This is a genomic window from Psychrobacillus sp. FSL K6-1415, assembly GCF_038003185.1.
In the GTDB taxonomy this organism is placed as follows: domain Bacteria; phylum Bacillota; class Bacilli; order Bacillales_A; family Planococcaceae; genus Psychrobacillus; species Psychrobacillus psychrodurans.
Genome location: NZ_JBBOOQ010000001.1, coordinates 3,842,520 through 3,858,420 on the forward strand (window position 1 = coordinate 3,842,520; position 15,901 = coordinate 3,858,420).

Genomic DNA, 15,901 nt, shown 5'->3' on the forward strand with positions numbered 1-15,901 from the left:
TTATATCCACTCTTCTTCTATTATATTTGGATCATAACGGGACTTTTTTAAATCTACACATCCATTGGCAAGAAAGTGGACCCCTTCCGATTCTAGCATTGCTTTTTGAGAGTATGCCGATTCTTCATCAGCCATTACAATTTCGCCCTTCGCATTAATCACACGTTGCCAAGGAATATTATGTTTTGCACTCATAGAATGTAAAACACGAACTACCTGTCTTGCTCCTCGAGGGCTTCCTGCAACTTTTGCAACCTGTCCATACGTCATCACTTTTCCCGATGGAATGGACTTTATAATATGAATTACTTTTTCAGTAAAAGGATTCATCCCGTAACTCCCTTTCATTTCCTCTAATTATAACTGACAATTTATAAAATTATAATTGCATTTAATGTAGTACCTTGCATAAGATAATACCATATGATATATTCTATCTAAGGTACTGTTCATTAGTTAGTAGTGGAAGGAGGAAAAAAAAGATGAATATTCAATTTAAAAAAGGAGTATTAAACTTATGTGTGCTCGTTTTATTGGATAAGCAAGATCGATATGGTTATGAGCTTGTACAAAAAATATCCGATCAGATTTCAATTTCAGAAGGATCCGTATATCCATTATTAAGACGTTTGACAAAGGAAGGCTATTTTACCACATATCTGCAGGAGTCCACAGAAGGACCCCCACGGAAATACTACAAACTCACTGATTTAGGTCGCTCCTACTTACATGAACAATTGAAAGAATGGAAAAGTTTTACGACTGGTGTAAATAATCTAATTGAAGAGGGTGTAAAAAATGACTGAACAACAATTTTTAAATGAATTAGAAACTGCTTTAACGAGGCTTCCAGCTGAAGAGAGATATGATATTCTTTCTGATATTAAAGAGTACTTCTCAAATGGCCGAGAAGATGGAAAATCTGATAGTGAAATTGCGGCTTCTTTAGGGTCACCAAGAGATATTGCTAAGGAGCTTTCCGAAAACCAAGTTCAAATTCCAGAGAAAGTTACAACTGGCAATAAAATCATTAAAGTCCCTCATGCGAACTTCTCAAATGTGATGATGGATATAGAATTCGGCTCTTTATACGTAACTCCTTCGGAAACAGACGAAACAACTATAGAGCTAGTTGGAGAAAATGATAAATTACAATTGACCGTCGATATAATAAACGACACATTATCCATTCAATTTAAAACCAAAAAGTATAAACTTTTTAGTTTCATGTTCTTAATAAAAGAACTAAGAGTAAACGTTTCCCTACCTAAAAAGCTATATACAACCGTTATTATGAAAACTACTTTCGGACGAATTCGTGCTGAAAAAATACTCGCGAAGAATATAAAAACTACATCAGATAACGGGAGTATTGGATTAAAAGAATTTGCTACAACCATTCTAGAAGTAAAAACCGATAATGGACGTATCGAAATGGATAAAATTCAGGCTGATAGGCTCACTGCTGAAACTGATAACGGCAGAATTGAGCTTCGAAATATCGATGCCGAGCAAGTTCACACGGAAACAGATAACGGGAGAATTATGATGCAATACGTAAACGGAAGTATTGTAGGAAAAACTGATAATGGCAGAATCGAGTTACTAACTGCTAGCTTGGATCGAATGATTGAATTGGAGACAGACAACGGGGGCATTTTAGTAGAAACGGAAAATGTGCCAACGGACGTATCTATTCATGCAAATGTAGATTTTGGCAAAATAAGCGTGTTCGGTGAGAAAAATACTCGAACTGTTTTCGGAAACGGAACAAACAAAGTCCGACTTTCATCGGATAATGGGAAAATAGCGGTAGAAAAGAAAAGCAGAGTAGTAGCTTATAATTAAGAAAAAGTCCTTCAAGACGACAAATCATCTTGAAGGACTTTACTATTTTGTACGTATTAGTTTTCTTCTATTTCCTTACGGTTTTTCTTGAATAGTTTCGATAGGATTTCATAAACAATCGGTACAACTATTAACGTTAACAACGTTGAACTTGTTAAACCACCGATTACTGTAATACCAAGACCCTTCGAGATTAAACCGCCACCACCTGAACCAACAGCTAATGGAATCAATGCACCAATAGTTGCAATTGCAGTCATTAGGATTGGACGAAGACGAGTTGCCCCCGCTTCCAGAATTGCTTCACGCATACTCAGACCATCACGTTCCATATGAATGATTCGGTCTACTAGTACAATCGCATTTGTGACTACGATACCGATTAACATGAGCATACCCATCATTACTGATACAGATATAGTTTCTTTCGCGATCAATAAACCAACGAATGAACCTATTACTGCAAACGGTAATGAGAATAGTATAGCAAATGGTGCTACACCCTCACGGAATGTTACAACTAAGATAAAGTAAACAATTGCGATAGCCGCAAGCATTGCTATTCCAAGCTGTGTAAATGTTTCAGTCATATCTGCTGCAACACCTGCAACACCAACTGTAACACCTTTTGGCAAGTCTAATTTATCAATTGCTTCATCTACTTCTGATGTTGCAACTGAAATATCATCCCCAAGGATTGTTCCAGTAACAGTTGCATAGTACTCCCCTTTACTACGAGCAAGAGTATTAAGTGTTGTTCCTTCTTCTACTGTTACCAGCTCAGAAAGAGGCATTGTCGTACCCAACGCTGTAGGTACTTCTGTAGCTAAAATATCATCTACTGATTTTGGTTGTTGTGCTTTTTCCTGCTGAACAATTACATCTAACGAATTGCCATCTTTTTCAACTGTCGTCAATACTTCTTGTGTAGCTGAAGAACTTAACATCATGACAATTTGGCCTGTTGTTAAACCATACTGAAGTAACTCATCTTGCTCTACATTGAATGTATATTCTACATAAGCATCCTCAGTACTAGAAGAAACGTCTTCTAAACCATCATTTTTCTTCATTACATCTTCTACCATTGTTACAGCTTCATTTAGTTTGTTTAAGTCTTCACTATAGAATGTATAGCTAACTTCATTTGAAGACATTGACATAGCGGAGAAGTTTTGGCTCTTCCACTCACCTGTTTGCCCAATATTAAATACATACTCTTCAATTTCTTCACGCACTCCTGGGAAGTCTTCCATTTCTGGATCGAAGATAAGGTACATTAATGCACCGCCTGCTCCGCCTCCCATCATTGCAACTGCCGGATCAGCACTATCACTATCTGTCACTGATAATTGAAGTATATCAATATCTTTACGTTTTAATAACTCTTCTTCTACCGTGGCAACATTTGCTAATGTATCATCTTTTAGCTCACCGGCTTCTGGTGTATACGTTAAATACATAACTTTTTCTTCTTCACTTCCTAAGAAGCTGAAGCCGATTAATGGCGTTAAAGCTAGGCTACCAACTAGTAAAACGATAGATACTATAGAAGTAATTATTTTATGGTTAAGCGTCCATTCCAATATACGCTTATAGCCATTAGCTAGTTTACCAACCTCTTTATGATTACTCTCATTCTTTTTACTATATAATTTCTTCTTAAACAAGAAGTGAGATAATGCTGGAACGATTGTGATAGCCACGATCAATGATGCTCCAAGGGCAAACGTCATTGTTAAAGCAAATGGCATAAACAATTCTCCTACCATACCACCTACAAATAATAATGGTGCAAATACTGCAACCGTAACTAGAGTAGATGACAAAATAGGTTTGAACATTTCAATTGTCGCTTCACGTACTAGCGCACGTCCCGATAACTTCTCATCTTTTAGATGAATTCGACGATAAATATTTTCCACTACTACAATGGAGTCATCTATTACCCGTCCAATCGCAACTGTAATAGCTCCAAGGGTCATAATATTCAACGTAATATCCATCCAGTTTAATAGTAGTAACGCCATAAAAATAGAGACTGGAATAGATATGATTGAGATGACTGTTGATTTAAAATCACGTAAAAACAGTAATATGATTAATACTGCAATTAAACCACCAAATAATGCTTTTTCAATCATCGTGAAGACCGATTCTTCAATTGGCTCACCTTGGTCTAGCGATATATCAATAACAAGACCATCAATATTTTTCTGCTCTTCTTTGATTAATTCTTTGACACTGTTAACAACATCAACAGTATTTGCTTGCTGTCCTTTAACAATTTGAACAGAAATTGCATCCTCTCCATTTGTACGTGAAACTGATTGAACTCTACCAACTTCTTCAATAGAAGCAATATCGCTAAGTTTCACAAATGGAGATGGGTTCGCTGCGGATGGTGTTACCGGAATAAGCATTTCCTTTAGTTCATCTGATGTCATGAACTTACCATCTACTGAAACTGCCTCTTCGCCTTCTTCAAACTCGTATAAACCTAATGAAACCGCTAAGTCACTTGCTTGTATCATTTGTTTTACATCATCTTCTGTCAATCCAAGCTCGGTCATTTTTTCTTCGTTATACGTAAGGTTAACTTCTTCTATATGCTGTCCTGCAATAGTTGCAGAAGCTACACCATCAATTTTCTCAATCTTAGGAACTAATAGATCTGAAACTGTAGAAGTTAACTCCACAATGTCTTCTGTCTTACTACTAACACTTAATGCTACAACTGGCATCATATTCATGCTAAGAGCAGTGACAATTGGTTCCTGTGCTCCTTCAGGTAATTTTACCGACTCTAATGCTGACTTTAATGCACGATTTGCTTCGTCCATATCCTCACCATATTCATATTCCACTTGAATACTTGCCATATTCGAATTGGAATTAGAATAAACCGATTTTACACCCTCAAGGTTTTCTACTACTTTTTCCAAGGGCATGGATACATCTTCCATTACCTGTTCAGGTGTTGCACCAGGATAGACATCCATTACCATTAAATACGGTATTGAAATATCTGGAATTGTTTCCATGTTCATACGTGTCCCTGAATAAATACCGGATACTGTGATAATAATTGTAAGTAGCCATACTGCTAATTTATTGTGCAGGACAAAATTAACTAAACCTTTCACTCTTACACCTACCCCTAATTGACTTTAATTTCTCAATTACTTATAATAATGACTTATTAGTCAGTTGTCAATAATATGAACTAGGAGCGGTAGTTTCAGATGGGTAAAAAACAATTAATAATGGAAAAAGCATTAGAGCTTTTTGCACAACAAGGATTTGAACTTACTTCTGTTCAACAAATCACTGAACACTGTGGGATTTCTAAAGGTGCTTTCTATTTGTCTTTCAAATCAAAAGATGAATTGATATTAGCATTAATCGACCAATTTATGAGTCAAATGATTTCAGATACTGACTATCAGGTCACAACCTCCCAAAACGATGAGAAAACATTATATGAATTTTACTTTACCATGTTCCAATCCACTCAAAAGCATTCCGATTTTGCAAAGATTTTGATGAAAGAACAGTCCCAATCATTTAATAAGGAGCTTGTTATAAAATTTCATTATTATGACCGATTACTAGAGAAAACTATCCTTACTTTGATGGAAAGGTTATTTGGGGAAAAGATCGAAAACACAAAACATGATTTAGTATATTGTATTAAAGGGTTCATCAGTATTTATTCGGAATTAATTCTATTCAATAATGTCCCAGTAGATTTGGATCAGCTCGCGCAATCATTAGTGGAAAAAACAAACCTGCTTGCGACACACGCTACAATTCCATTTATCACCGAAGAAATTTTCCAGTTTAAACGGTTGACCCATACGGAAGTAACGATTGATCAACTGCTTGAAATCTTAGAGCAGAATTTAAAAGATGTAGAGGAGCCACTTGAAAAAGAATCGCTTACCTTGCTAAAGCAACATATACTAGAGCCCTCTCTAAGCCCTGCTGTAGTAGAAGGTCTTTTAAAAAATATTCAAAGCTATCCTAGTTGCAAATGGGTTGCATTCTTACTTCGGAATTACTTCAAACTTGAAAATAATGAGGGAAGATAAAATAGGGACATTACCGGTAGAAATCGTCTATCCGATTCCGCATCGTTACGCTAGATTCGAAATATGAAATTACGTTGGAGCAAAAATTAGCATTAATTCACGTAAATATTAGTTGGTGATTATTTCAAGGTTCGTTCGTACATAAATCGGGTATTTTATAGACAACATCACATTTATAGAGAGTTGCGATAAAATGTTTGGATTTTCGGATTTACTATCTTTGGTAATTTCAGCATTTATCATTTTGCCTATAGTTGTATTTCTGCGAGAAACAGGTTACTTGATAGCAAGTGAGATTTTTGGTGTGAAGAATCCAAGACTAACTATCGGTTCTGGACCACGGGTTTTCAAGTTTTGGATAATTGATGTTCGAAAATATTATCACCTATTTAGCTGGTTTTCATATGATTCTTTAAAAAGGAAAAGTAAGCTAGCATATATATGTCTTTACGCAGGTCCGATCTTCATGAATCTTTCTGTGGCTCTATTATTAAATGCATTATTAGCAAACGGGTTATTAGAAGAACATAAAACGTTTTGGAATCGCTTTGTATTTTATGCTTTTTACTATGTTTTGTTTGATATTATTCCGATGAGAACAGTAAATGGCATGCCGAATAACGGACTGATTATTTATGAAATGCTTCGCTATGGAAAACGGACTGACTTTAACCATGAACCTTTTATATACAAAACAACCGATATTGAAGAGGAATACCAAGACTCTTTAGAAGAAATAGAGGATAACAAAAAAGGTGAAGGAAGATAAAGTAATTCTAAAGGGTAGATGAAGAGGGTTGCTATTTCCCGTCCTTCGTCTACCCCCTTTTATAAAGTATCTTTCATTTATCTTACCGTAAAAAAGTATTACTATTTTGTTTCCAATTTCAAATGAACAGAATCTACGAGCTTCTGATAGCCTATTTCTTGATAGATTTTGTTCGATGTTGGATTGAGCATATCTGTATATAGTACACAAAACTCGAATTCCTTCAATAACTCTTTACTCACTGTTGCAACCAATGTTCTTCCGTACCCTTTTTTTCGTTTTTCAGCGGGTGTAAAAACAAGTGAAACTGTTATCCCATTTGTTGTTGGCCTAGACTTTTTCATCATGGATACAACCTCTCCTTGGTCTTCCCAAAAGAAGACTTCCTTTCCATCCAACATATTTTTTACACGTTTTTTTATTTCTTCTGGAGCTGTAACGGATAACCCAGTATCTTGTTCAAACTGACTGCACCATTTCTCTATAAGCTGTGCGTCACTAATCGTTGCATAACGCCATTTCCCTGGACTCATTTCTAGTGATTCCTCTACTTGGTCCAGTCTATATAGCCCTTGATCCATCATTAAAGAATAGTTCCCATCGGTTTTCTCCTGCCATTTTTGTGCAAACAGAACAGCCCATTCCTTCACACTAATAATTGATGCTACCGGTACGGCATGCTTGGTTAATTCAGATATACATAAATCTATGCACGTAGATATTTGAATTTCATCAACAAATATAATGTTTAAAGGATGTGGTGGAGTCATTTGAAAGATTGCTAGTAATTGACCGTTTTCTTCTATAGTTGCCATGTACGGATTTTCGTATGCACCAGCTTTTATCCCCTTCAAAACACCTAGAAACAGGCTAAATTTATCTTCATTTTCTTCCAAAAAGGGTGTTACTATTTTTGCAAATGCATCTACGTTTTCATAACGCTGAAAATTCATAAAATTGCCCTCCTTTTATCTTTGTATGTTAATATAACCTAAAACAACGCTGGAGGGGATACTTTTATGAAAGTTGTTTCTATCAGAGATATCCATATAGGAAAAGGTATACCAAAAGTCATTGTCCCAATAATGGGGGATACTCTAGAAGCGCTCCTTTTGGAAATAAAAACAATTAAACAAATAAACCTAGACATCGTCGAATGGCGTGCAGATTTGTTTGAGGATATTGAAGATTTGGCTACGGTAAAACAAACACTCTCAATCATTCGTAAAGAGCTACACTCTATACCGCTCTTATTCACTTTTAGAACCCATCGGGAGGGTGGCAACAAAACTATTGAAGATTCGTACTACAAGAACCTTCTTGTGGAAGTGATGAAAACAGATGAAATAGATTTAGTAGACGTAGAGTTGTTTTCACCCAAAGTGACAGAAATTATGGAGATCGCCAAAAAAAGTGATGTCGTTACCATTATGTCTAATCATGATTTCGAAAAGACTCCTGCCAAGGAAGAGATCATGTGGAGACTTAGAAGAATGCAAGAATTGGATGCACATATCACTAAAATTGCCGTAATGCCGAACAATCCAGCAGATGTTCTGACATTGCTAGAAGCGACGTATACCATGCAATCATTGTATGCAGACCGTCCGATTATCTCCATGTCTATGGATTCTACTGGTGTCATAAGTCGATTAGCTGGAGAAATTTTTGGTTCTGCAGCAACATTCGGTGCTGGTGTAGCACCATCTGCTCCTGGTCAAATCCCAGCGAGTGATCTTAAACGTATTTTAGAATTACTCCATACACAATAACAAAAGCGAAGTGCTCTTGGATATTGGACAGAATTAGCTAAAGCACAGGGAGGGATGCACTCCCCTCCTTTTATAGTAGCTGCCTTAGGCGAATCATATCTACACATGGGATACCATTTTCGATTATTTCCTCTTCATAGTGAGCTGTGAAAAAGTCTATATCCACACCGACAATTCGAAATCCACATTTTTGATAAAGAGCTAGCTGATCAATACTTGAATTGCCTGTACCTAATTCAATGACTTTATATCCTTGTTCCTTTGCCATATTTATAGCACCTATTACGAGCGCTTTCCCAAACCCTTTACCTCGATATTGCTGCTCTATAGCAATATTAACTAGTTCTACGGTTTCTGGTCTAGTTGAAAGTAGTACAAATACGCCTACTATTTCTCCACCTTCTTCGCCTATGTAGCATTTCCCCCGCTCTAGATATTGCTGGATAAGCTTCTTAGAAGGATCTGCCTGTAATAATAATTCTATTGGGTATGCTTCATTTATTCGTCTTATTTCCATGTAATTTCCTCTACTTTCTTTTGTAAATGTCTAATACACACTGTATCATCTCTACCTTCCTTCTTGTATACTTTTAGCATAACTCATTTTCCTAATATTACTAAGAACGTATAAAGGAGGTGGCGCAATTTGTTTTGGGAAGAAATAGACGACAAAATACTATTACATACTCCATCTGGATTTAACTTTTCTAATAATCTTCAATATCTCTCCAGATCAACTAATGAGTGCTTATTTCATATTCAGAACAATAAAATCCGAAAAGCAATACCAATAGGAACTTGCAACCTATTAATAGAAATCAGCGAATACAAAGATCAAATTCTAGCAATTAATTTTATAAATGATACATGTCCCGATGGTAAAAATCGCAATGAAGAGATAGTAGCCTATATAATTGAGTGGTTTGACCTCAATGCGGATTTGCAGGAATTTTATAAATTAGCCTCCACTGATCCAATATTGTCACAAGCAGCTCAAAAATTTGAAGGGCTACGCATTATGGGTATTCCTGATTTATTTGAGGCAATGACATGGGGCATCCTAGGTCAACAGATTAACCTTACCTATGCCTATACATTGAAGCGTCGCTTAGTGGAAACTTATGGCCATTCTATTCATTTTGAAGGTCATGATTATTGGTTATTCCCTACACCTGATACTATTGCAAATCTGACCGTACATGACTTAAATGGACTAAAAATGACCGTAAAAAAATGTGAGTACTTAATAGATGTGGCAAACTTAATCCACAAAGGTCTACTGACAAAAGAAATGCTCTTAGCAGAAAATGATGTAAAAAGAGCTGAAAAGATTCTTACTCAAATCCGAGGGATTGGTCCGTGGACCGCTAATTATGTATTAATGCGCTGTTTAAGATTTCCTTCCGCTTTTCCTATTGATGATGTAGGACTACATAATGCTATTAAACAGGTAACTGGCTCACCGACTAAACCTACGAGGACTGAAATTATGCAACTGGCTCAGCACTGGACCGGTTGGGAAGCATATGCAACCTTTTATTTATGGAGATTACTTTATTGAAGGTCAAAAATTGCAGGAAGCGTCGAATTTAGATTGCCCTCCATTTGAGGTGACACTCTTATCCTTCGTTCCTCCACTCGAAACAGAAGTCAGCACTATTATTCACTCTTAAAAGTGTCGAAAACTCAGTGTTCATGATACATTTTTATATACTTCCTTATCTTTAAATAAACCCCATCCTTCTCAACTAGAAAAGGATGGGGTTATGATTATTTTAATATATCTAGAATTTCTTCTGATACATATGTTTTCTTATCTTTTAGCACTGGTCGTTCTAAAAATAATCGCAGACTTTTATTGTAGCTGTAAATATTCATGTTACGTATAACCTTAATAGAACTATTCCCCTTTGTAAGTGTTACTGTCTTTTGTGAAGAGGCAGGATAAGACTCCACTTTATATCCAAGTTGTTCAGCCACTTGAAGAAGCGGAATCATTTTTACCCCATTTTGTATAAAATGATCATTATTAATAATTTGTTTCAGATCGGCTGAAAGATAGTTTACAGCAACAATTTTCGTTGGAACTGTTTGGGCTGGAATGCTTTTTGTAGTGATATTATAAAAAACAATTAGCTCTTTTCCTTCTAAATCCTTCTTAGTTATTACTTCCCCATTTTCATTAAGTATTTCAGTCTCTGTGGAAATATTTAATTTAAGCTCTCCATCTAAACTAATCATATCTTGGTCAAACTTCGACACTTTCGAGAAGCTAACTTTTTCTTTATCTTGAACAATGAGAATCTCTGGTGTTATTCTTGCTGGATATATTAAGATCATTGGCTTGTTTTTATCATAGTAAGCATCTATTTTTTGGCCCACTTGAAAGGATTCTTTTTTAACCGCTTCAGCATTGGTCCCATTTAAAAGAAGGACATTATTATCTAGTGTGAAAATAGTTGTAGTTGGCTCATCTTCTTCTGTCACTACTGTTAGTGCAACCTGATTTTTATCGTTTGTTATATCAGTAATGACACCTGAAAATTTTACGAAGTTTGAAGCTTCAACTGCTTCTTCAGCTTTTTCAGGTGAAATTGCTACTACTTTAGTTGGGGCTGTCTGAGCTGGAATGCTTTTAGTCGCCACAGTATAGAATACAATAAGCTCTTTTCCACTTAAGTCTTGTCGTTCTATTTTTTCTCCTTCAGTGTTTTCGAAAGTAGTTTTACCATCTACTTTCAAATTCAATTTATTATCTAAACTACGCAGTTCTTCATCAAACTTCCCTACTTTAACGGAACCGAAAGTTTTAGCATCATGTACGACTATTAATTCAGGAGAAATTTGCGGTGGATATATCATGATCATCGGTTTATCTTTACCATAGTAAGCATCTATTTGTTGCCCTTTTTGGAATCCCACTTTTTCCATCTTTTTCGTTGAACCGCTATTGTATATCATTGTTTCGCTCGTTACGGTGTAAAAAGTGATCTGTGGCTCTTTGCCAGTTGTTTCTACCGTCAATGTAACAGTGTCCTTTTTTTCTTCTACATTTGTTATAATCCCAGAACCTTTTACAAAGTTAGTTGCTTCGATTTTCGCATCGTCACTTTTCGCATATACTGATCCTTGGCTCCATCCTAGCCCTAGCATTAAAATCATTGCGAAAACTCCAAAAATTTTCTTCATCAAATCTCTCCTTTTTTTGCTTCTCTTTCCATTTGACGGGCCTATTTACAAAAACGTTACAATTTTTTTGAAACATTCTTTAATTTGATTCGTATAAAGTGTAAAGAGAAAAAGATAGGAGTTTGAATATGACGTTATCAATCAACCAAGTAACTAAGAGATACCAAGACTTCGTCGCTGTTAACAGTTTGTCCTTTACAATTGAAAAAGGAGAAATCTTTGGATTGATCGGACAGAATGGGGCTGGTAAAACAACGACATTTCGCATGATTTTAGACTTACAGGAGACTACTGAAGGAAATATTATGTGGAATGGGAAGCAGATTAACTCCATTAACCGAGACATTCTAGGCTATTTACCTGAAGAGCGCGGCATCTTCCCTGCAATGACAGTGGAAGACCAATTATACTTCTTCGGAGAGCTAAGAGGGAAGACAAAAAAAGATCTTAAAAAAGAAGTAGATTACTGGATTAATCGTTTTGAATTAGAGGATAAGCGAAAATCAAAAGCGGAAACCTTGTCCAAAGGGAACCAACAAAAGGTCCAACTTATCGCTAGTTTTATACATCAACCAGAGTTCTTGATATTAGATGAGCCTTTTAGTGGCTTGGACCCTGTTAATATGGATTTACTAAAGCAAGCAATTCTGGACTTAAAGCGCAAGGGAACGACTATATTATTTTCTAGTCATCAAATGGATAATGTTGAAGAGCTTTGTGATCATTTATGCTTACTGAAACGTGGTGTGTCCTTGTTTTCAGGAAGCTTATTGGACTTAAAGAAACAATACGGTAAAACAAAATTAACGATACGTACAGAAATTCCAAGAGAAGTCTTAGCTGGATTGCATGGTGTAAGGGATATTCAAGTTGGAAAGGATCATTATACATTAACACTTGAGGATGAATCATATGCGCAGTCTATCTTCGACTATGTATCTAATGGAAAATATATAGAGAAATTTAGTTTGGATTATTTATCATTAGATGAAATCTTCAAGGATAAGGTAGGTGGTACACATGTCTAAATTTTGGCTATTAGTTAAGCAGTTATATGTTCAAAAAGTAAAAGCGAAATCATTTATATTTTCTATCGTACTATATGTTGCAGTGATCAGTGGAGTTATGTTCTGGTCAGATATTAAAGAAGCGTTTTTCCAAGAAGAAGCTTTACAGATTGCTTTAATCAACGAAACAGATATAGAAATCGAGGCTTTATTTGAATCGACTAACGACATAGAATTCACCTTTCCAACTGATGAGGTAGAAAAGGTAGAAGAACAAGTCGTCAACGGGGACTTTGCCGCTGTAATTTTCGTTGAGGATCAGGACAATTCATTGACAGCAGAAATCGCCACCTTTGAACCACTAACATTTAATGATCAGCAAAGCCTTTCTTCAACTCTACAGTATGCAGGGAAAATATATGAAGTACAGCAGCTAAATTTAACAGCTGAGCAAGCTGACAAAATTCTTCAATCCGAAACTACTATCACGATGAAAAATCTTGATGAGCAATCTGCCTCAGGTAAAAGTGAGGATGAGAAGGCTGCAGGAATTGGTGCTTCCTTTTTAATAGGCTTTTTAATTTATTCATTTGTTATGACATTTTTATCGATGATTACAACTGATGTTGCTTCCGAAAAAGGTTCACGTGTTCTAGAGGTTTTACTCGCTAGTGTAAAGCCAGCTACACATTTTATGGCGAAGTTAACCGGAACATTTCTCCTAGCATTGACACAAATTGCGGGATTATTACTTGTTCAAGGATTGTTATTCGCACTGATTGATGGAGGATCTAAATGGGATGTTGTCCAGGAAATTGCCAACGAATTATCCCTTGCATTTATCGGATACTCAGTAGCATTTTTATTGATAACAATCATTCTATACTTAATACTTGGTGCATTATTAGGGTCTTTAGTTTCCAAGGTTGAGGAATCAAGTCAGGCGATGATGCCTGCGATGATGGTAGGAATTATTGGATTTTACGTTTTAATCTCAGGTATGGCAAGTCCTGATACGCTGCTGATTAAAGTATTCTCTTATATTCCGTTCACGTCAGGTATGGTAATGCCACTACGAATTGGAGCAACAGATATATCCACATTTGAACCAATTCTGTCCATGGCTATACTAATCGTCACTGTAATTCTTCTATTCCTATTAAGCTTATCCTTCTATAAACGAAGTGTTTTAACTTATAGTAGTGGGGGAATAATTCAAAAAATCAAAACCGTTTTAAAGGTCACAACTTAATATATTTCACAGAAATAATCGCGAAGGTATCCACCCTTGCGATTATTTTTTTGATACAATTTTTGATTTCTTGCATAAAATAATGGATGAAAGAAGGGATGCATATATGTGTGGAATTACTGGTTGGATTCATTTTCAAAGAGATTTGCGAAACGAATTATCAGCGGTTTCGAAAATGACGGAAACCTTAAATAAGCGTGGTCCAGATGACGATAATATTTGGAGTTCTCCGCACGCCGTGTTTGGACATCGCCGTCTAACAGTGGTAGATCCTGTTGGTGGAAAACAACCAATGACTAAAAACTATCAATCAAGTGAATATACACTTACGTATAATGGAGAGCTATATAATACAGAGGATCTCAGAACAGAATTGTTGAAACGTGGGCATTCCTTCTCTGGCCATTCGGATACCGAGGTTTTATTGACCTCTTATATTGAATGGAAGGAAAAATGCGTTGACTACTTTAACGGTATATTTGCTTTTGCAATTTGGGATGAAATGGAACAAAAAGTGTTTATTGCACGCGATCGCCTTGGAGTTAAACCACTTTTTTATACTGAGAAAAATGGGGGTTTCCTATTTGGCTCTGAGCAAAAATCGCTCTTCGCACATCCTGCTATTTCTCCAATCATAAATAGAAATGGCCTTGCAGAGATTATTGGTTTAGGTCCATCTCGTCTTCCTGGTTCAGGCGTGTACAAGGATATACATGAATTACGCCCCGCACACGCACTAAGCTTAACTAGTAAAGGACTCCGTACTTGGCGCTACTGGAATGTAGAAAGTAAGGAGCATACAGATTCTTTAGACGAAACAATCGAAAAAGTTCGCTTCCTAGTAACTGATGCTGTAGAAAGACAACTTGTATCTGACGTACCTCTTTGCACATTTCTGTCTGGTGGTTTGGATTCTAGTATCATTACGTCAATCGCTGCCAAATCCTATTCACATAATTCTAAATCCTCTCTGAACACTTACTCCATTGACTATCAAGACAATGACCATCATTTTAAAGGCAATACCTTTCAGCCATCAAACGACCTCCCTTGGATTCAAAAGGTGACAAACCATCTAGAAACGAAACATCATTTCTCTATTATTACCCAACAAAAATTAGCGGAGTTTTTAAGAGAGGCTGTTCACGTACGTGATCTTCCTGGAATGGCCGATATCGATTCATCTTTACTTTGGTTTTGCAGAGAAATTAAACAGGATTTTACAGTAGGACTTTCTGGAGAGTGCGCTGATGAGATTTTTGGTGGCTATCCATGGTTCCATCAGGTTGGAAACGCAGAAAAAGGTTTTCCCTGGATACGATCTACCAATGAACGCTTTCAGCTATTAAATGATAGTTGGCAAGGTAAATTAAAAATAGAAGAATATGTACAAAATGCATACGATACAACTATAGCTGAAACTCCTCTGCTAGAGGGGGAAACAGATATAGAAGCAAAAAGACGAGCATTATTTTATACAAATATGACATGGTTTATGACTACTCTTTTAGATAGAAAAGATCGTATGAGTATGGGTGCTAGTTTAGAGGTCCGCGTGCCATTTGCGGATCACCGATTGGTAGAGTATGCATGGAACATTCCTTGGGAATACAAAATGGTTGGCAATCAGGAAAAAGGTATTCTACGAAAGGCATTTCAAGATAGCTTGCCATATGATGTACTTTATCGCAAAAAAAGCCCATATCCCAAAACCCATAATCCAGTCTACACAGGGATTGTAAGTAATATGTTAAAAGAGCAATTGCAAGATAAAAACTCTATTCTGCATGAGCTTTTCCAAAAGCAACGTCTAGCTGATTTAGTTGAATCGAATGGGGAAGCATTTAAAGTACCATGGTTCGGTCAGTTAATGTCTGGTCCACAACTTCTTGCATATCTAGTGCAAATGCATATTTGGTTTAAGGAATATAATGTTCAACTGGTGGATTAAAAACTCCAGCCACACTTCA

At 36.3% G+C, this 15,901-nt stretch carries 14 protein-coding genes; 9 read left to right on the forward strand and 5 right to left on the reverse strand.

Annotated elements, in window-relative coordinates; genetic code table 11:
- Complete coding sequence (locus MKY60_RS18860; protein ID WP_093495690.1) at positions 1-330, reverse strand: MGMT family protein; 330 nt, start codon at positions 328-330, stop codon at positions 1-3.
- Positions 331-482: 152 nt separating this feature from the next.
- Between MKY60_RS18860 and MKY60_RS18865 the strand changes: the two genes are divergently transcribed.
- Positions 483-806, forward strand: coding sequence for a PadR family transcriptional regulator (locus tag MKY60_RS18865; RefSeq protein WP_090566098.1), 324 nt, complete (start codon positions 483-485; stop codon positions 804-806).
- A complete protein-coding gene (locus MKY60_RS18870) occupies positions 799-1,848 on the forward strand; it encodes a DUF4097 family beta strand repeat-containing protein (RefSeq protein ID WP_340930908.1) in 1,050 nt (349 codons plus the stop codon). Before MKY60_RS18865 ends, MKY60_RS18870 begins: the two co-directional genes overlap by 8 nt.
- 56 nt (positions 1,849-1,904) lie before the next feature.
- On the opposite strand, the gene MKY60_RS18875 is transcribed toward MKY60_RS18870, so the two are convergent.
- Positions 1,905-4,994, reverse strand: a complete 3,090-nt coding sequence (locus MKY60_RS18875; RefSeq protein WP_340930909.1) for an efflux RND transporter permease subunit — start codon at positions 4,992-4,994, stop codon at positions 1,905-1,907.
- Between the two features lie 99 nt (positions 4,995-5,093).
- On the opposite strand from MKY60_RS18875, the gene MKY60_RS18880 reads away from it, so the two are divergent.
- Together MKY60_RS18880 and MKY60_RS18885 are read left to right on the forward strand one after the other, a co-directional pair.
- Entirely contained in the window at positions 5,094-5,942 is an 849-nt protein-coding gene (locus MKY60_RS18880; RefSeq protein WP_340930910.1) for a TetR/AcrR family transcriptional regulator, read from the forward strand.
- A 193-nt stretch (positions 5,943-6,135) separates the two neighbouring features.
- Entirely contained in the window at positions 6,136-6,711 is a 576-nt protein-coding gene (locus MKY60_RS18885) for a hypothetical protein (RefSeq protein WP_093495694.1), read from the forward strand.
- A gap of 101 nt (positions 6,712-6,812) precedes the next feature.
- Here the strand turns inward: MKY60_RS18885 and MKY60_RS18890 are convergent, their stop codons facing one another.
- Positions 6,813-7,664, reverse strand: a complete 852-nt coding sequence (locus MKY60_RS18890; RefSeq protein ID WP_340930911.1) for a GNAT family N-acetyltransferase — start codon at positions 7,662-7,664, stop codon at positions 6,813-6,815.
- A gap of 66 nt (positions 7,665-7,730) precedes the next feature.
- On the opposite strand from MKY60_RS18890, the gene aroD reads away from it, so the two are divergent.
- Positions 7,731-8,483 (forward strand): type I 3-dehydroquinate dehydratase, encoded by a 753-nt coding sequence (gene aroD / locus MKY60_RS18895; protein ID WP_093495695.1) that lies wholly within the window; start codon positions 7,731-7,733, stop codon positions 8,481-8,483.
- Positions 8,484-8,553: 70 nt separating this feature from the next.
- Here aroD and MKY60_RS18900 read toward each other — a convergent pair whose 3' ends face one another.
- The gene (locus MKY60_RS18900; RefSeq protein ID WP_241598049.1) at positions 8,554-9,000 is read right to left on the reverse strand and encodes a GNAT family N-acetyltransferase; all 447 of its coding nucleotides are present in this window, start codon (positions 8,998-9,000) and stop codon (positions 8,554-8,556) included.
- Positions 9,001-9,129: 129 nt separating this feature from the next.
- On the opposite strand from MKY60_RS18900, the gene MKY60_RS18905 reads away from it, so the two are divergent.
- Complete coding sequence (locus MKY60_RS18905; protein WP_340930912.1) at positions 9,130-10,044, forward strand: DNA-3-methyladenine glycosylase 2; 915 nt, start codon at positions 9,130-9,132, stop codon at positions 10,042-10,044.
- A gap of 209 nt (positions 10,045-10,253) precedes the next feature.
- Here the strand turns inward: MKY60_RS18905 and MKY60_RS18910 are convergent, their stop codons facing one another.
- The gene (locus MKY60_RS18910; RefSeq protein ID WP_340930913.1) at positions 10,254-11,672 is read right to left on the reverse strand and encodes a stalk domain-containing protein; all 1,419 of its coding nucleotides are present in this window, start codon (positions 11,670-11,672) and stop codon (positions 10,254-10,256) included.
- A gap of 128 nt (positions 11,673-11,800) precedes the next feature.
- Here MKY60_RS18910 and MKY60_RS18915 point away from each other — a divergent pair, with 128 nt between their 5' ends.
- From MKY60_RS18915 to asnB, 3 genes are all read left to right on the forward strand, one after another.
- Entirely contained in the window at positions 11,801-12,700 is a 900-nt protein-coding gene (locus MKY60_RS18915; protein WP_093495699.1) for an ABC transporter ATP-binding protein, read from the forward strand.
- A complete protein-coding gene (locus MKY60_RS18920) occupies positions 12,693-13,931 on the forward strand; it encodes an ABC transporter permease (protein ID WP_090566068.1) in 1,239 nt (412 codons plus the stop codon). Before MKY60_RS18915 ends, MKY60_RS18920 begins: the two co-directional genes overlap by 8 nt.
- A gap of 106 nt (positions 13,932-14,037) precedes the next feature.
- Positions 14,038-15,882: an asparagine synthase (glutamine-hydrolyzing) gene (gene asnB, locus MKY60_RS18925; protein WP_340930914.1), complete on the forward strand. Its 1,845-nt coding sequence runs from the start codon at positions 14,038-14,040 to the stop codon at positions 15,880-15,882.
- Positions 15,883-15,901 lie beyond the last annotated feature (19 nt).